Raw genomic sequence first — 17,011 nt, forward strand, 5'->3', positions numbered from 1 at the left:
TCTTCCCCCCTTCGGCACCCTCAACACGTGGTTATGGGGTGCTTGCACACAGTGGACATGTCTTGTGATGCTATGACCGCTTTTGACGGATGAGTTGACCGTAGTCGACAACAGTCGACCAGCAGGACCAGCCGAAGGGGTGGCGTGAACGTGCCGGCCAGTACAGCACCTCAAGTCCCGCCCCAGCACGAGGCGGGCAGCGGCCCGGAGACGCCGCGCCCGCGCCCCCAGAGCACCCGCGGCGCCGACACCCGCGCCCTCACCCAGGTCCTCTTCGGCCAGCTCAAGGGCCTCGAACCGGGCACTCCCGAGCACGACCGGGTGCGCGGGGCCCTCATCGAGGCCAACCTGCCGCTCGTCCGCTACGCGGCCGCCCGCTTCCGCTCCCGCAACGAGCCGATGGAGGACGTCGTCCAGGTCGGCACCATCGGCCTGATCAACGCCATCGACCGCTTCGACCCGGACCGGGGCGTGCAGTTCCCGACGTTCGCGATGCCGACCGTCGTCGGCGAGATCAAACGCTACTTCCGGGACAACGTGCGGACCGTGCACGTGCCCCGCCGGCTGCACGAGCTGTGGGTCCAGGTCAACGGCGCCACCGAGGACCTGACGACCGCTCACGGGCGCTCCCCCACCACCGCCGAGATCGCCGAGCGGCTGCGGATCGGGGAGGACGAGGTGCTCGCCTGCATCGAGGCCGGGCGGTCGTACCACGCCACCTCCCTGGAGGCCGCGCAGGAGGGCGACGGGCTGCCGGGACTGCTCGACCGGCTCGGCTACGAGGACCCCGCCCTCGCCGGGGTCGAGCACCGGGACCTGGTCCGGCACCTCCTCGTGCAACTGCCCGAACGGGAACAGCGGATCCTGATGCTGCGCTACTACAGCAACTTGACCCAGTCTCAGATCAGCCAGGAACTCGGCGTCTCCCAGATGCACGTGTCAAGACTCCTCGCGCGAAGCTTCGCACGATTGAGATCCGCAAACAGGATCGAAGCGTAACCGGAACGGGTAGACCGGTTCGGAGGAGTTCCGCACCGCACCAAATGCCGTACACCCCTTGTTTCCTGCGGATATGCGCGGGCATTGTGTCGACAAGTCACTACAGCGTGTTGCCGACATGTGACATTCTGCTGGAACCGCGTTTGCCGCAGCCCCGCCGCCGGTATTCAGGTGGTGGCTGCGTTCCTCAGATGGTCGCGGCACCGCGACCGTCCGCGACCTCAAGGGGGTGGCATGTCCACAGAACTGGACAGCTCCAAGGTGCTCACGCTCACGCCCGTTCCCGTCGTTCCCGTGCCCACGCAGACGACGGCGCCGACGGCGCCCGAGAGCGCGGAGCCCGCGCCGCCGCCGATGCCCGTCACGACCGGCGCCCTCGACACCCGGACCCTCTCCCGCTCCCTCTTCCTGCGGCTGCGCGCCCTGGACACGGAGGGCGCCGCCGCCGACAGCCCGGAGCGGACCTACGTCCGCGACACCCTCATCGAGCTCAACCTCCCCCTCGTCCGGTACGCGGCCGCCCGCTTCCGCTCCCGCAACGAGCCCATGGAGGACATCGTCCAGGTCGGCACCATCGGCCTGATCAAGGCGATCGACCGCTTCGACTGCGAACGGGGCGTGGAGTTCCCGACGTTCGCGATGCCGACCGTCGTCGGCGAGATCAAGCGCTTCTTCCGCGACACCTCGTGGTCGGTGCGGGTCCCGCGCCGGCTCCAGGAGCTGCGCCTCGCCCTCACCAAGGCCAGCGACGAGCTCGCCCAGAAGCTCGACCGCTCCCCCACCGTCCCCGAACTCGCCGCCGTGCTCGGGGTGTCGGAGGAGGACGTGGTCGACGGCCTCGCCGTCGGCAACGCGTACACCGCCTCCTCGCTCGACTCCCCCTCGCCCGAGGACGACGGCGGCGAGGGCTCCCTCGCGGACCGCCTCGGCTACGAGGACACCGCCCTGGAAGGCGTCGAGTACCGCGAGTCGCTCAAGCCGCTGCTCGCCAAACTCCCGCCCCGCGAGCGGCAGATCATCATGCTGCGCTTCTTCGCCAACATGACCCAGTCGCAGATCGGCGAGGAGGTCGGCATCTCCCAGATGCACGTCTCGCGCCTGCTCACCCGCACCCTGGCCCAGCTGCGGGACGGCCTCATCTCCGACTGACCCCTTCGGACGGCCCTCGGCCGGCCCCCTCGGACGGCGGTACGCCGACGAGGGGGCCGGCCGCTGTCCGGCGACGACCGGGAACCGCACCCCGGTCAGGCGCTCCGAGAGCTCCCACAGCCGGCGGCCCGTCTCCGGGCCGGTCGCCGCGCAGAGCCGGGGCAGCGTGCCGTGCTCCGGGCGCTGGGCGAGCAGCGGGTCGCCCAGATGCCCGAAGACCACCTTCGCCGGGCCGGACGCCTTGCCCTGGAGGCCCGTGGCGGTGTGGCCGGGGTGGGCGAGGACCCCCCGGACCGGGCTGCCGCTGCCGGTCGGACGCCGGTGCGGCTCCTGCCCGAAGACGGCGTCGGCGAACTTCGACCGCGCGTAGAAGGCCATGGGCGCGTAGCCGTGCCCGCCGTCCAGGTCGTCGAAGCCCGGGCCCTCCGGCGGTGGTCGACCGAACTGACGGTGACCACCCGGGGTTCCCGCCCGGCCGCCAGCAGGTCGAGGAACAGCCCCGCGAGGGCGAAGTGGCCGAGGTGGTCGACGGCGAACCGGAGCTCGTGGCCCCGGGGGCTGAGCGTGCGGGGCGGGGCCGAGGCCGCTGCTGGCCCCGGTGACGACGGAGACCCGGCCGGTCCGGTCCGGAACGCGGTCGGCGGTCCAGAGCTGCTCCTCGGTCGGGCGACACACGTTGCCGCTCGTGTCACTAAGTGCCAAGCATGCGTCTCGATGTCACCGGAGGCACCGCGTTACCGTGCAGGGGTGAGCACCCGCCCCGGCAGTACCGAGACCGGCCCCTTCACCCTCGCCCAGCGCAAGCGTCAGCTCGTCGCGACCGAGCTCACCGAGGCGTCCCTCAAGCTGTTCGCCCTGAAGGGCTTCGACGCGGTCACGGTGGACGAGATCGCGTCCGCCTCCGGAGTCTCCAAGCGGACCTTCTTCCGGTACTTCGCGTCCAAGGAGGACGTGGTCGTCCAGTTCCTGGCGGGGATGGGCTCCGACATCCGCGCGGCGCTCGCCGCCCGGCCCGCGGCCGAGCGCCCTTCCGAGGCGCTGCTGCACGCCGTCTCCGTACCCCTGACCACCTGCGGGGACCACGCCGAACGCGCCCTGCCGGTGGTCCGGCTGATCCTGCGGACGCCCGCGCTGCTCGCCCGCTTCCTGGAGCACCAGGCGCGGTGGCGCGAAGAACTGACGGAGGAGCTGGCCGTGCGCCTGGGGCGCGACCCCGGGACCGACCTCTACCCCCGGCTCGCCGCGGGCATGGCGCTGACCGCCTTCGACGCCGTACTGCGCCGGTGGAGCGAGGGCGGGGGTGCCGAGGAGCCGGGCGCGCTGGTCGGGCGGGCCTTCGCGGTGCTCGCCCCGTCACTGGACTCCACGGGCGCGTGAGCCCGTAGGACCGCAGGGGCCGGGACACCCCGGAAAAGGGAAGTGGGCCGGTCCGCGTGGTGCGGAGCCGGCCCACCCTGGATGTGCGGAGCGGTCAGAAGATCGCGAGCCAGGCGACGGCCGCCAGGACGACGACGGCCGCGACCACGCCCGCGATCAGGCCGACCCGGGGGCCCGAGGAGGCGGCGACGGCCTGCGGCTGCTGCCGCTGCGGGGCGCCCTCGTCGACGAAGGCGCGGAACATCTGGGTGTTTCCGGCGGGGTCGTAGGAGCCCTCGGGGCCCTGGCCCTGGCCGTACGGTGCTTGGGGGTTGTGTGCCATGGGCCAGGACCCTAGCGAAGTCGGCCGGGGGGCCCAAGCCCGGCACCCCCGGCCCGGCGCGCGGAGCCGTCCGTGGCGACCACGGCGCTCCCTTTGCCGATTCTTTAGCGCCGTTTGACCGATTTAGTTTGCCTGGAGCAACCATCCATCTCTATGGTTGCCCTAAGCAACAAGATATGTGGAGCACGCGGTGGAGTACGCGATGGACAGAGGAAATCGGTACGAGAACCTCGCCCGCCAGGTGAGCGCCATCGGAGCGGTGAAGCGCGGACTCGCGCGGACCCTGCCCGCCGAGTGCCCCGGCGGATCCGCGATCGTCCTCGCACTGCTGAACCACCACGGGGACATGCGGATGGGCCGCGTGTCCGAGCTGATGGCCGTCGACGTGTCGGTCAGCAGCCGTCACGTGGCCCACACGGTGGACCGCGGATGGGTCGAGCGCCTGCCCGACCCCGCCGACCGGCGCTCCCGCATCCTCCATCTGACCCCGGCGGGCGAGTCCATGCTCGCCGTCCTCGACCGACGGCTGACCGACATGCTCGCCCGCACCCTCGCGGAGTGGTCCGACGACGACGTCGAACTGCTCACCACCCTGCTCGCCCGCCTCCGCGATTCCTTCGGGGACTGCCGGGCCCACCACGCTTGAGAACGAAGGAAGTCCATGGCTAGCACCACACCAGAGACCGGTGTGCGCGGCGGGAGCGCCAAGGAGGGGGACCTCGCCTCCGGCGGCGCCCCGATGACGCACAAGCAGATCATGGAGGCGCTCTCCGGGCTGCTGCTCGGCATGTTCGTCGCCATCCTGTCCTCGACGATCGTCTCCAACGCCCTGCCGCAGATCATCACCGACCTGGGCGGCGGACAGTCCGCCTACACCTGGGTCGTGACCGCGGCCCTCCTGTCGATGACCGCGACCACCCCCCTCTGGGGCAAGCTCGCGGACCTCTTCTCCAAGAAGCTGCTCGTCCAGATAGCCCTGCTCATCTACGTCGCGGGCTCGGTCGTCGCCGGCCTCTCGCAGAGCACCGGCATGCTCATCGCCTGCCGCGTCGTCCAGGGCATCGGCGTCGGCGGTCTCACCGCCCTCTCCCAGATCATCCTGGCCGCGATGATCGCCCCGCGCGAGCGCGGCCGGTACAGCGGCTACCTGGGCGCGACCTTCGCCGTCGCCACCGTCGGCGGCCCGCTGCTCGGCGGCGTCATCACCGACACCGAGTGGCTCGGCTGGCGCTGGTGCTTCTACGTCGGCGTGCCCTTCGCGATCATCGCCCTGGTCGTCCTGCAGAAGACCCTGAAGCTCCCCGTCGTGAAGCGGCAGGTCAAGGTCGACTGGGCCGGCGCCCTCTTCATCAGCGCCGCCGTCTCCCTGCTCCTCATCTGGGTCACCTTCGCGGGCGACAAGTACGACTGGATGTCCTGGCAGACGGCCGTCATGGTCCTCGGCGCCGTCGTCCTCGGCGCGGTCTTCGTCCTGGTCGAGTCGAGGGCGAGCGAGCCGATCATCCCGCTCCGCCTCTTCCGCAACCGCACGATCACCCTCGCCTCGCTCGCCTCGCTCTTCGTGGGCGTCGCGATGTTCGCCGGCACGGTCTTCTTCAGCCAGTACTTCCAGCTGGCGCGCAACGAGTCGCCGACGATGTCCGGCGTCCTCACCATCCCGATGATCGCGGGCCTGTTCGTCTCCTCGACCGTCTCCGGTCTGGTCATCACCAAGACCGGCCGGTGGAAGGCGTGGCTGGTCAGCGGCGGCGCCCTGGCCGCCGGCGGCCTCGGCCTGCTCGGCACGATCCGCTACGACACGGAGTACTGGCACATCGCGCTCTTCATGGCGCTGCTCGGCCTCGGCCTCGGCATGATGATGCAGAACCTGGTGCTCTGCACCCAGAACCAGGTGGCCCCCGCCGACCTCGGCGCGGCCTCCTCCGTGGTCACCTTCTTCCGCTCCCTGGGCGGTGCGATCGGCGTCTCGGCGCTCGGCGCGGTCATGGCCCACCGGGTCACGGACTACGTCAAGGAGGGCCTGGCCGAGCTCGGCCCGAAGGCCGCGGCCGCCATGGGCCAGGGCGGCACGGGCGGCGGCATCCCCGACATGGACAAGCTGCCGACCCCGATCCGCACGGTCATGGAGGACGCGTACGGCCACGGCGTCGCGGACGTCTTCCTCTACTCGGCGCCGTTCGCGCTGCTCGCCTTCGTGGTGACGCTGTTCATCAAGGAGGTCGCCCTCAAGAGCGGCCCGGTGAAGGCGGCGGAGAAGTCGGCCGCGGACGAGAAGGTCACGGCGGACGCCAGGTAGGAAAAGCTCCCGGCCGCGCTTCGAGCGGAGGCGCGGCCGGGTCGGGTACGGAGCGGCGGGCAGGGGACGGCCCGCCGCTCCGTCGTGTCCCTACTCGCCCCGCGCCACCATCACCTCGATGCCGGCGACCAGGACGTCGAGGGCGTACGCGAAGTCCCGGTCCCAGATCTCGCTGACGCTGCCGTGCGAGGCCCGCTCGTCGAGGAGCTCCGTCATCGGTCCGAGCGTCTCCTCGAACCGCGCGTCGTCGCGGAAGGCCCTGATCGACTTCCCGTAGAAGTCGTCCTGCGACATGTGGGCCTCCGCCGCCCGCCGCTGGAACTGCGACTCGATCGTCCCGTAGCCGTACACGAACTGGAAGACCGCCGACATCGCGCTCGGCCGGCGGCGCATCGGCAGTCCGGTGTCCCGGATCGCCTCGTGGATCCCGGCGCCGACGGCGACCGCGTTCGGCCCGATGTTCAGGTACTTCCCGGCACACGGCGACATCCACGGGTGGCGGACCAGCATCCTCCGGTACTCCAGGGCGAGGGTCCTGAGCCGGTCGCGCCAGTCGCCGGCGGCGGCGACCGCGGCGAGGTCGACCTCCGCGTAGACGGAGTCGACGGCGTACTCGATGATGTCGTCCTTGGTGTCCACGTACCAGTAGAGGGACATGGCGGTGACGCCGAGTTCGGTCGCGAGCTTGCGCATCGAGAGGCCGGACAGGCCCTCCTCGTCCAGCATCCGGATCGCGGCGGTGACGATCCGGTCCCGGTCGAGCCCGGCCGGACCGCTGCCGCGGCGGGGGGCCCGGTCCTCCAGCCAGACGCTGGAACGCGCCGGGTCCTTGGCCCTGTCGGCTGCCTTGACCATCGCGTTCCTCCGTCTGTCAGCGGTCCGTGACCATGCTAGGCAGCCACCGCCGGATTCGGGGCCGCCGCCCTCTCCGCACGTTCGGCCCGCGCCAGCAGGACCGCGGCGAGCAGGCCGCCCGCGAAGACGGCGACCGCGCCGACCAGTTGGCTGGTCTGGAGGCCGGAGGCGAAGGCGTCGGAAATCTGCGTCCGCTCGGCGTCGCTCCCGGCCGCCGCGAGGGCGGCGGGCAACGAGGTCGCGGTGACGGTGACGAGGGCGGCGAAGCGCGCGTTGAGCACGGCTCCGAGGACGGCGACGCCCAGGCCGTTGCCGAACTCGGCGAGGGTGCCGTTGACGCCCGCGCCCACCCCGGCCTTCTCCGGCGGGATGGCGCTCATGATGGCGTTGGCCATGGCCGGGTTGGAGACCGCGAGGCCGACGCCCATCAGGACCAGGCCCAGGAGCATCCCCCAGTAGCTGCTGTGCGCACCGCCGCCGATCAGGGCGATCGAGGCGAGACCGGCCGCGACGAGGGTCATGCCGGCGGCCACGGTGGGCGCGGTGCCGAGCTTCGTCACGATCCGCGGGCCGACGCCGGTGAGGTTGAGCGCGACCACGGTCAGCGCGAGCGGCGCCATCCGCAGACCGGCCTCCAGCGGCTCGTAGCCGAGGACGAACTGCAGGTGCTGGGTGAGCAGGAAGAGCGAGCCGCCCAGGCCGAACATGACCAGGATCGCGCCCGCGACGGCGCCGACGAACTTCTGGTCGCGGAAGAAGTGCATGTCGAGCATCGGGTGCGGGACGCGCAGCTCCCAGAGCGCGAAGGCGGTGAGGACCACGGCGCCGAGGGCCGCCGGGACCAGCACCTCGGCGGAGGTCCAGCCGTGCTCGGGGCCGGTGATGATGGCGTAGACGGCGGCGGTCATGCCGACGGTGGAGAGCAGCGCGCCGACCAGGTCGGGCCGCTCGCCCTGGGGGTTCTTGGACTCGGGGACCAGCTTGACCACGGCGACCAGGCCGACGAGCGCGACGGGGATGTTGATCAGGAAGATCATGCCCCACCAGAAGTGGTCGAGGAGGACGCCGCCGATCAGCGGTCCGGCGGCGAAGCCGAGCGAACCGACCGTGGCCCACAGCGCGATGGCCTTGACCCGCTCGGAGTCGTCGAAGATCTGCATGACGACGGCGAGGGTGGTGGTCATGAGCAGCGCGCCGCCGACGCCCATGCCCGCGCGGGCGGCGATCAGCTGGGCGGTGGAGTCCGCGAGCCCGGCGGCGAGCGAGCCGAGGCCGAAGAGCGCGAGTCCGGCGGCGAGGAGCTTCTTGCGGCCGTAGCGGTCGGCGGCGTTGCCCGCGGTCAGGAGCAGACCGGACTGGACGAGCGAGTACGCGTTGATCATCCACTGGATGTCGGCGGTGGAGGCGTGGAGTTCCGAGGTCAGCGAGGGGATGGCGACGCCGAGCACGGTGTTGTCGAGCAGCACGGTGAGCTGGGCCAGGCAGATGACGCCGAGGATCAGCCAGCGCTGCGGGTGGCCGCCGGTGGTGGCGGGCGGTTCGTTCGCGGCGGTCGTCGCCGTCATGGCAGGACTCCTTGTACGGTGTACGGGACCAGGTGTCGTACACCGTACAAGGACTCTCTTACGCTGTATAGCGATTATGTCCGGGGGGCCTGTTCGCGGCCTCCGGTCACCTCTTTCCGGTCAGGTCGTAGAAGGTGGCGCCGCCGATCGTGACCTTCTCGAAGGTCTCCGAGACCCAGGCGGAGATCTCTGAGTCGCCGCCGGGACCGCCGCCGCCCGTGCGGCCGGTGCCCTCTCCGCCGGACTCGCCGCCGCTTCCGATGAAGTAGTGGATCCTCCCCTCGGCGACGTACCGCTTGAACTGCGCGAGGGTCGGCGACGGGTCGCTGCCGTTGAAGCCGCCGATCGCCATGACCGGCTTCTCCGTGGCGAGCTGGTAGCTGGCGGCGTTCTGGGCGCCGACCGTGGCCGCGACCCAGGTGTAGGAGCCGGCGTCCTTCAGGAGCGCCGCCCTGGCCTCCGCGCCGACGTTCGCGCCGTTGAGGAGCCCGCCCATGCCGCCGCCACCGCCACCGCCGAAGCCGGGGCGCTCACCGCGGGCGGTGCCGCCCTGGGGCGCGCCTTGGGGCATTCCCTGCGGCATTCCCTGGGGCATGCCTTGGGGCGGGGTGCCACCGGGCATCTGGCCCTGGCCTTGTCCCTGGCCTTGGCCTTGTCCCTGGCCACCGGGGCCGCCGGGCATCTGACCGGTCTGGCCGGTCTGACCGGTCTGACCGCCCTGGCCCCCTTGGCCTCCCCGGCCGCCGGGGAACGCCGTTCCGTCCTCGGCCGTCCGGCCACCGAAGCCGCCCGGCATGCGGCCGCCGAAGCCCCCCGGGCCCCGGCCGCCCGCCGGACCCGCCGTCACGATGGAGCCCTGGTGGCCGGTGCCGACCGTCTCCAGGGTGTACGCGAAGGGGCCCGCGAGGCCCGCCGCCAGGCCGAGGCCCGCCGCCGCGAGCCCGAGGCGCCGGTCGACCCGGCCCGCGACCAGCAGCCCGAGGGCCGCCGCGCCGCCCGCCACCAGGACCGTCCAGCGCAGCCACGGCAGCCAGTCCGGCGTACGGCCGAGCAGCGTCCAGGCCCACCAGGCCGTCACCCCCGCCGTCACCGCGAGCGCCGCCGAGGCCGCGAACCGGGTCCGCTCCTCCCACAGCACGGCCGCGCCCATGCCGACGAGCGCCGCGACGTACGGGGCCAGGGCCACCGTGTAGTACTCGTGGAAGATGCCGGCCATGAAGCTGAACACCGCGAGGGTCATGAGCAGGGCGCCGCCCCACACCAGGAACGCCGAGCGCGCGGTGTCCGTCCGGGGCGCCCGCCGGGTGACGACGAGCCCCGCGACGAGCAGGAGCAGCGCGGCCGGGAGCAGCCAGGAGATCTGGCCGCCGACCGAGTCGTTGAACATGCGGCCGAGGCCGGTCTCGCCCCACCGGCCGCCGCCCGCGCCCCCGCCGGGACCGCCGCCGCCCACGCTGCCGGTCTCGTCGCCGTTGATCCGGCCGAGGCCGTTGTAGCCGAAGGTCAGCTCCAGGAAGCTGTTGTTCTGCGAGCCCCCGACGTACGGGCGGGAGGACGCCGGCCACAGCTCGACCAGGGCCACCCACCAGCCCGCCGAGACCAGCATCGCGAGCCCGGCGAGGGCGAGGCGGCCGAACCGGCGCCCGATCCCGCCCGGCCCGCACACCGCGTACACGAGGGCGAGCGGCGGCAGGATCAGGAAGGCCTGGAGGGTCTTCGCCAGGAACGCGAAGCCGAAGGCCGCGCCTGCCCACACGAGCCACTTCGCCGCGCCCGGCCCGTCCTCCAGGGCGCGCAGCACCCCGTACACGGCGACCGTCATGAGCAGGGCGAGCAGCGCGTCCGGGTTGTTGAAGCGGAACATCAGGGCGGCGACCGGCGTCAGCGCGAGGACCACGCCCGCGATCAGGCCGGCGCCCGCGCCGAACCGGCGCCGGACGGCCGCGTACAGGACGCCGACGGTGGCCACGCCCATGAGCACCTCGGGCACGAGGATCTGCCAGGAGCCGAGGCCGAAGAGGCGGACGGAGAGCGCCATCGGCCAGAGCGCGGCCGGCGGCTTGTCGACGGTGATGGCGTTGGCCGCGTCGAGGGAGCCGAAGAAGAAGGCCTTCCAGCTCTCCCCACCGGCCTGGACGGCCGCGGAGTAGAAGGAGTTGGCGTAGCCGGAGGCGCTCAGGTTCCACAAATAGAGCGCGCCGGTCACGACGAGCAGGCCGAGGAGGGCGGGCCGGACCCAGGGGGCGTCCTCGGCGCGCCCGCGCCGGAGGCGGGCGAGCCGGTCGCTCCCCCGGGCGGCGGGTGCCGCGGGGTTCAGGGCGGTCATCGTTCGTTCCTTGCGGTGGCCCGCTCGGGGAAGACCCAGAGCCGGAAGAGGAGGAAGCGCAGGACGGTCGCGGCGAGGTTGGCGACGATCAGGACGGCCAGCTCGGTGGAGTGCGACGGGTCTCCGGTCGCCGCGCCGAGGGCGGCGAGCGAACCGCTGGTCAGGGCCAGGCCGATGGCGAAGACCACGAGCCCCTGCGCCTGGTGGCGGACGGCCCGGTCGCGGCCCCGCACCCCGAAGGTGAGGCGCCGGTTGGCCGCCGTGTTGGCGACGGCCGAGACGAGGAGGGCGGCGGCGTTGGCGGGCTGCGGGCCCAGGCCGAGCCGGAAGGCCGAGTACAGCGCCAGGTAGAAGAGCGTGGACAGGACCCCGACCACGCAGAAGCCGACCAGCTGGCGGGCGAGACCGCCCGGCACGCCGCTGAGTTCGCGGTCCCGGGGGTCGTCCCCGAACGGCCGGGCGAGCCGGTCGAGCGGCAGCGAACCGGTCGCGAGGGCCCGCCCCACCCGCCAGACGCCCCTCAGGTCGTCCGTCGCCGTCTTCACGATGTGCACGGTCGAGTCGGGGTCGTCGATCCAGTCGACCGGCACCTCGTGGATCCGCAGCCCGGCCCGCTCGGCGAGGACCAGCATCTCGGTGTCGAAGAACCAGCCGGTGTCCTCGACCATCGGGAGCAGCCGCTCGGCGACCTCGCGCCGTATGGCCTTGAACCCGCACTGGGCGTCCGAGAACCGGGCCGCGAGCGAGGAGCGCAGGATCAGGTTGTACGCGCGGGAGACGAACTCCCGCTTCGGGCCGCGCACCACCCGCGAGGAGCGGGAGAGCCGGGAGCCGATCGCCAGGTCCGAGTGGCCCGAGATGAGCGGCGCGACCAGCGGGAGCAGCGCGTTCAGGTCGGTGGACAGGTCGACGTCCATGTAGGCGAGGACGGGCGCGTCCGACGCCGACCACACCGTGCGCAGCGCCCGCCCGCGCCCCTTCTGTTCGAGGCGTACGGAGCGCACCTCGGGCACCTCGCCGGCGAGGGCCGCGGCGACGGCGGGCGTCGTGTCGGTGGAGGCGTTGTCGGCGACGGTGATGCGGAAGCCGTACGGGAAGGTCCGGGAGAGGTGCTCGTGGAGCCGGCGGACGCACGGCTCCAGGTCCTTCTCCTCGTTGTAGACGGGGATCACCACGTCCAGGACGGGCCGTCCGGCGACGTCCACGGGCAGGTGTTCCCGGGCGGGCAGGGCACCGGGCACGGGCCGCGCGATCGTTGGGGTTCGCATGCCCCAGACACTCGCCGGGGCGGCTGTCACGGCTGTGTGCCGCGCCTGTGCCCTGCCTGTGAGTCGTCGTCCGGCGGGTTCGCGCCCGTGGGCAGGCGGACCGTGAAGACGGTCCTGCCGGGGGCGCTGGCCACCGTCACCCCGCCGCCGTGGGCGAGGACGACCGCGCGGACGATCGCGAGGCCGAGGCCGGTGGAGCCGGCGGTGCGGGAGCGGGAGGCGTCGCCGCGCGCGAACCGTTCGAAGACGGAGGGCAGGAGGGCGTCCGGGATGCCGGGCCCGTCGTCCTCGACCTCCACGAGCGCGTCCGGCCCCTCCGCGCGGACGCGGGCGGTGACCTTCGTGCCGGGCGGGGTGTGGGTACGGGCGTTGGCGAGGAGGTTGAGGAGCACCTGCCGGAGCCGGGCGCCGTCCCCCCGGACCTCCGCCTCCGTCCCGTCCCCGGGGAGTTCGAGGCTCCAGTGGTGGCCGGGTCCGGCGGCGCGGGCGTCGCTCACGGAGTCCAGGACGAGGGCGACGAGGTCGACGGGTTCGTCCGCGAGGGGGCGTCCGGCGTCGAGCCGGGCGAGCAGCAGCAGGTCCTCCACCAGGCCCGTCATCCGGGTCGCCTCCGACTCGATCCGGCCGAGCGCGTGCCGGGTGTCGGGCCCGCACTCCTCGTGGCCGCGCCGGGTCAGCTCCGCGTACCCCCGGATCGAGGCGAGCGGGGTGCGCAGCTCGTGGCTGGCGTCCGCGACGAACCGCCGGACCCGGGTCTCGCTCCGCTGGCGCGCGTCGAGGGCCGAGTGGACGTGGTCGAGCATCCGGTTGAGGGCCGCGCCGACCTGGCCGACCTCCGTGCGCGGATCGGCCTCCGTCTCCGGGACCCGCTGGTGGAGCGCCACCTCGCCGCTGTGCAGCGGGAGCCGGGCGACCTGGCGGGCGGTGGCGGCGACCCGGCGCAGCGGGCGCAGGGCCACTCCGACGAGGACGGTCCCGGCGAGCGAGGCCGCGACGAGCCCGGCACCGGTGACGCTCAGCTCGACCAGGACGAGGGTGGAGAGCGCGTCGTCGACCTCGGTGAGCGGGATGCCGGTGAGGAAGGTGCCGCGGCTGCCCTCCGCGTACGCGACCCGGTAGGAGCCGAGGCCGCCGGGCAGCTCGACGGTGTGCGGCTCGCCGTCGCGCGGGACGGCGGCGAGGGCGGCCCGCTGGCCCGCGTCCAGCTCCTTGACGGGAAACCTCGGCCCGTCCGTGCCGCTGCTCCCGGCCACCTCCGTGGAGTACCCGGCGGAGGTGACCTCGCCGTCGGTCAGGACCGCGCCGAGGGTCCCTATCGGGGCGCCCGGGCCGCCGAGGAAGGCGAACGGCTCCCTGCCCCGGCCGGGGTCGGGCACGGGCAGGACGACCGGCGGCCCGGCGGCCCGCTGGGAGAGCCCCCGGACCTGCTCGTCGGCCTGGTCGTACAGGTACGAGCGGAACGCGATCGTCGTGACCGTGCCGATGACGGCCGCGACGACCGCGATCAGCGCGACCGCCGACACGACGAGCCGGGTCCGCAGCGACCACGGCCGCCGCGCGCCCCGGAACGGCCACGGGCCCCGGAACGGCCGTGCGTCTCGGGGCGGCCGTTCGTCTCGGGTCACCGGTCGCTACTCCCCCGGCTTGATCAGATAGCCGGCCCCGCGCCGGGTGTGGATCATCGGGGAGCGCCCCGCGTCGATCTTCCGGCGCAGGTAGGAGATGTAGAGCTCGACCACATTGGCCTGGCCGCCGAAGTCGTACGACCAGACCCGGTCGAGGATCTGCGCCTTGCTGAGCACCCGGCGCGGATTGCGCATGAGGTAGCGCAGCAGCTCGAACTCGGTCGCCGTGAGGTGGATCGAGTCGCCGCCCCGGGTGACCTCATGACTGTCCTCGTCCAGGGTCAGGTCCCCGACCGCGAGCAGCGATTCGCTGCGGGCCTGCGCGGCTCCGGACCTGCGGATGAGGCCGCGCAGCCGGGCGACCACCTCCTCCAGACTGAAGGGCTTGGTCACGTAGTCGTCGCCGCCCGCCGTGAGCCCGGCGATCCGGTCCTCCACGGCGTCCTTCGCCGTCAGGAAGAGCACCGGTACGTCGGGCAGCTCGCGCCGGATCGAGCCGAGCAGGCTCAGCCCGTCGACGTCGGGCAGCATCATGTCGAGGATCACGGCGTCGGGCCGGAACTCGCGCGCGGAACGCAGGGCGGCGGCTCCGTCCCCGGCGCTCATGACCTGCCAGCCCTCGTAGCGCAGGGCCATGGAGAGCAGTTCGGTGAGCGAGGCCTCGTCGTCGACGACGAGGACCCGGACGGCGGTCCCGTCGGCGCGGAGCATGTCGGCGCGGGTGCCGGGGCGGTTGCTCGTGCGGTGCGGGGTGACGGTCATGGGTCCCACGCTGACCGCCGCCGCTGAAAGGCCCCTTTTCCTTTCCTGTGAATTCCCTGAGAAACGACCGCAGGCGTCGACCACAGGGGGTGGTTTCACGTGAAACGGAACGTCCTGGGGCTCAACGAGCCGGTTTCACGTGAAACATCGCGGCGCCGTTCTCGTACAGCACCTTCCGGAGCCAGTCGTCCCCGAGCCCGAGGCGTTCGAGGGCGTGGAGCTGATGGGCGTACGGATACGGGATGTTGGGGAAGTCCGAGCCGAGGAGGATCCGGTCGCCGAGGTCGAGCAGCCGCTTGTGCTCCTGCTCGGGGAAGGGCGCGAGCCGCTCGCTGAAGTCGGTGAACGCCATGGTGGTGTCGAGGTGGACGCCCTCGTACCGCTCGGCCAGGGAGAGGAAGTCCCCGTACTCGGGCATCCCCATGTGCGCGACGATCACCCGCAGCCGGGGGTGACGGGCGAGCAGCCGTCCCATGGGGCCGGGGCCGGTGAAGTTCCCCGGAGCGGGCCCGGAACCGCAGTGGACGACGACGGGGGTGCCGCTGTCCGCGAGGCTCCCCCAGGCGCCGTCGATCCGTTCGTCGTTCGGGTCGAATCCTCCGACCTGGAGGTGCACCTTGAAGACGCGGGCCCCGGCGGCGAGCGCCTCGCGGACGTACCCGTCGACTCCCGGCTCGGGGAAGAAGGTCGCGGTGTGCAGGCAGTCCGGGGTGCGGGCGGCGAAGTCGGCGGCCCAGGAGTTCAGCCAGGGGGCCATGCCGGGCTTGTGCGGGTAGAGCATCGCGGTGAAGGCGACCGCCCCGAATCCGCGCAGGAGGGCGATCCTGCGCTCCTCCTCCTCGCGGTAGGTGATGGGCCACTCCAGACCGGTCAGCGGACCGACGGCGTCGAAGTAGGCCCAGACCTTGTCGAGGACGTTCTGCGGCATGAAGTGCGTGTGCACGTCCACGAGTCCGGGGATCCCGAGCCGCGCGAGGAGCGCGGGAACGTCGGCGACACCGACCGCCTCGTCCGTCCCGTCATGCGCGCTCATAGCTGTAACTCCGCTCGACCCTGCCGATGTGGACGCTGTAACTGTCGTACCAGTGCTCCCGCCCGTACGCCTTGGCCTCCTGGTGCGCGGTGTGGAGGCGCCAGGCGTCGAGGGACTCCAGGTCGCGGAAGTAGGCGATGGTGATGCCGATGCCGCCGGGGGTCCGGGCGAACTCGTAACCGAGGTAGCCGGGAATCCCCTCGACGGTCTCCCGCATCCGGGAGGCGGTCTCGGCGTAGCCCTCGGGCTCGTCGGGCCGGACCGAGGTGAAGACAGCGGTGTAGTAGGGCGGTTCGATGCCCGCCACCAGTTTCGGGGTCATGCGATCACCCTCGCGGGGGCCGGGCCGGGATGTCCACGGCCCCCGTCCAAAGGGATCCAAGACTTTACGAAGCGGGTCCGGCGACCGCGAAAGCCCTTCGGGAGGGGCCTCCGGGTCCAGGAGGGGCCCGCCGGGGAAGCAGGTCGGAGGAACCCGTCGGGAAGGCCGCTTCAGAAGAGTTCCCCCTGCTCGTCGGGGTCGCTCGCGGGAGCCGCCGCCGTCACCGGCACGGTGAAGCCCTCCTCCGCGCCCGCCTTGTGAAGGGCCCATCCGCCCATGAGCCGGGTGTCGAGGGCGAGGCAGCGCCCGTCGGGGGCGAGGAGGTGCAGGTCGGGGCCGGCGGCAGCGAGCAGCCGCCCGGTGACGGTGCCGCCGTCGGTCAGCTCGGTGACCGTGCCGGCGAGCGGCGGCAGTCCGTCGAGGCGGAAGGCCCCGGCGTGGTCGCGCGGGGCGAACTCCAGCGGCTCCAGGGTCTCGGTCCAGCCGCCGACCCGCCGGGCCCGCCGGTACAGCTCCTCGACCTCCCGGGCCCGGTCGGCGACGGGCGGCAGGACGTGCCGGGCGGCCCGCTTGCGCTCGTACGCCACCCGGTCGGGCACGCCGAGCGCCTGCCGCAGGACCTCCTCGGTGCGCCGGGCGGCCATCAGCGGCCCCCGGCCGAGCCAGCTGAACGCGACGGCCCCCTGTTCCAGGAGCCGGGCCTCGCCCCGGGCCTCGGCGGTGATCCCCACCTTGGTCATGCCGGGCCCGAACCAGGCCAGGTAGACGCGGTACGGCTGGGGGTCGTCCGCGACGGTGTCGGCCGCGACCGAGTGGGCCCGGTCGAGCCGGGCGCACTCCGCGCACCGCCCTCCGGTGGCCCGGCCGGGGACGGCGGCCGTCAGGGGGCAGGGGTTGCCCCGGGCCCCCGGGCAGCGCCGTACCCCGACGGCGCGGAAGGCGAGCGGCTGCCCGTACGCGAGCGCGCTGACCTTCCCGCCCTGCCACCGCAGCCCCGGCACTCCGCCGTTCCAGGTGATCCCCCGGCACCGCCACTCCACGCCCACGCCTCCCCGATCCGCTCGGACGTCCAGTCTCCGCCACGCCCGGCCCCGACACCGCCCCGCCCGAGA

15 protein-coding genes and 1 pseudogene are annotated in these 17,011 nt (G+C 72.8%); 5 read left to right on the top strand and 11 right to left on the bottom strand.

Features of this window, described 5'->3' with window-relative positions; translation table 11 throughout:
- Positions 1-150: 150 nt before the first annotated feature.
- Both ADL08_RS00125 and ADL08_RS00130 read left to right on the top strand, forming a co-directional pair.
- Entirely contained in the window at positions 151-999 is an 849-nt protein-coding gene (locus ADL08_RS00125; protein ID WP_053640090.1) for an RNA polymerase sigma factor SigF, read from the top strand.
- A 234-nt stretch (positions 1,000-1,233) separates the two neighbouring features.
- Positions 1,234-2,148: an RNA polymerase sigma factor SigF gene (locus ADL08_RS00130; RefSeq protein WP_199836917.1), complete on the top strand. Its 915-nt coding sequence runs from the start codon at positions 1,234-1,236 to the stop codon at positions 2,146-2,148.
- Between the two features lie 78 nt (positions 2,149-2,226).
- Here the strand turns inward: ADL08_RS00130 and ADL08_RS37810 are convergent.
- Positions 2,227-2,738: pseudogene (locus ADL08_RS37810) on the bottom strand (short-chain dehydrogenase); the annotation flags it as partial.
- A 157-nt stretch (positions 2,739-2,895) separates the two neighbouring features.
- On the opposite strand from ADL08_RS37810, the gene ADL08_RS00135 reads away from it, so the two are divergent.
- Positions 2,896-3,525, top strand: a complete 630-nt coding sequence (locus tag ADL08_RS00135; protein WP_053639916.1) for a TetR family transcriptional regulator — start codon at positions 2,896-2,898, stop codon at positions 3,523-3,525.
- Between the two features lie 94 nt (positions 3,526-3,619).
- On the opposite strand, the gene ADL08_RS00140 is transcribed toward ADL08_RS00135, so the two are convergent.
- Positions 3,620-3,847, bottom strand: a complete 228-nt coding sequence (locus tag ADL08_RS00140; protein ID WP_053639917.1) for a hypothetical protein — start codon at positions 3,845-3,847, stop codon at positions 3,620-3,622.
- Between the two features lie 202 nt (positions 3,848-4,049).
- On the opposite strand from ADL08_RS00140, the gene ADL08_RS00145 reads away from it, so the two are divergent.
- Together ADL08_RS00145 and ADL08_RS00150 are read left to right on the top strand one after the other, a co-directional pair.
- The gene (locus tag ADL08_RS00145; protein WP_053640091.1) at positions 4,050-4,493 is read left to right on the top strand and encodes a MarR family winged helix-turn-helix transcriptional regulator; all 444 of its coding nucleotides are present in this window, start codon (positions 4,050-4,052) and stop codon (positions 4,491-4,493) included.
- 15 nt (positions 4,494-4,508) lie between these two features.
- Positions 4,509-6,143, top strand: a complete 1,635-nt coding sequence (locus tag ADL08_RS00150; RefSeq protein ID WP_053639918.1) for an MDR family MFS transporter — start codon at positions 4,509-4,511, stop codon at positions 6,141-6,143.
- A gap of 90 nt (positions 6,144-6,233) precedes the next feature.
- Here ADL08_RS00150 and ADL08_RS00155 read toward each other — a convergent pair whose 3' ends face one another.
- The 9 genes from ADL08_RS00155 to ADL08_RS00195 all read right to left on the bottom strand — a co-directional run bounded on the left by ADL08_RS00155 (position 6,234) and on the right by ADL08_RS00195 (position 16,939).
- A complete protein-coding gene (locus ADL08_RS00155) occupies positions 6,234-6,998 on the bottom strand; it encodes a TetR/AcrR family transcriptional regulator (protein ID WP_053639919.1) in 765 nt (254 codons plus the stop codon).
- A 35-nt stretch (positions 6,999-7,033) separates the two neighbouring features.
- On the bottom strand, positions 7,034-8,563 hold the full coding sequence (locus ADL08_RS00160) for an MFS transporter (RefSeq protein ID WP_053639920.1): 1,530 nt from the start codon (positions 8,561-8,563) through the stop codon (positions 7,034-7,036).
- Between the two features lie 106 nt (positions 8,564-8,669).
- Positions 8,670-10,889, bottom strand: a complete 2,220-nt coding sequence (locus tag ADL08_RS00165; RefSeq protein WP_053639921.1) for an ArnT family glycosyltransferase — start codon at positions 10,887-10,889, stop codon at positions 8,670-8,672.
- Positions 10,886-12,157 carry a bifunctional glycosyltransferase family 2/GtrA family protein gene (locus ADL08_RS00170; RefSeq protein ID WP_053639922.1) on the bottom strand — a complete coding sequence of 424 codons (1,272 nt, stop codon included), beginning with the start codon at positions 12,155-12,157 and terminating at the stop codon, positions 10,886-10,888. The genes ADL08_RS00165 and ADL08_RS00170 overlap by 4 nt, the downstream gene beginning before the upstream one ends.
- A gap of 26 nt (positions 12,158-12,183) precedes the next feature.
- Positions 12,184-13,680, bottom strand: coding sequence for a HAMP domain-containing sensor histidine kinase (locus tag ADL08_RS00175; protein ID WP_324610415.1), 1,497 nt, complete (start codon positions 13,678-13,680; stop codon positions 12,184-12,186).
- 108 nt (positions 13,681-13,788) lie between these two features.
- On the bottom strand, positions 13,789-14,544 hold the full coding sequence (locus ADL08_RS00180) for a response regulator transcription factor (protein ID WP_053640093.1): 756 nt from the start codon (positions 14,542-14,544) through the stop codon (positions 13,789-13,791).
- Positions 14,545-14,665: 121 nt separating this feature from the next.
- The gene (locus ADL08_RS00185; protein WP_053639923.1) at positions 14,666-15,577 is read right to left on the bottom strand and encodes an amidohydrolase family protein; all 912 of its coding nucleotides are present in this window, start codon (positions 15,575-15,577) and stop codon (positions 14,666-14,668) included.
- Positions 15,564-15,899, bottom strand: coding sequence for an antibiotic biosynthesis monooxygenase family protein (locus ADL08_RS00190; protein WP_053639924.1), 336 nt, complete (start codon positions 15,897-15,899; stop codon positions 15,564-15,566). Before ADL08_RS00190 ends, ADL08_RS00185 begins: the two co-directional genes overlap by 14 nt.
- A 170-nt stretch (positions 15,900-16,069) precedes the next feature.
- A complete protein-coding gene (locus ADL08_RS00195; RefSeq protein WP_053640094.1) occupies positions 16,070-16,939 on the bottom strand; it encodes a DUF2797 domain-containing protein in 870 nt (289 codons plus the stop codon).
- Positions 16,940-17,011 lie beyond the last annotated feature (72 nt).

The sequence above is a fragment of the Streptomyces sp. NRRL F-6492 genome (assembly GCF_001280125.1).
Lineage (GTDB): Bacteria > Actinomycetota > Actinomycetes > Streptomycetales > Streptomycetaceae > Streptomyces.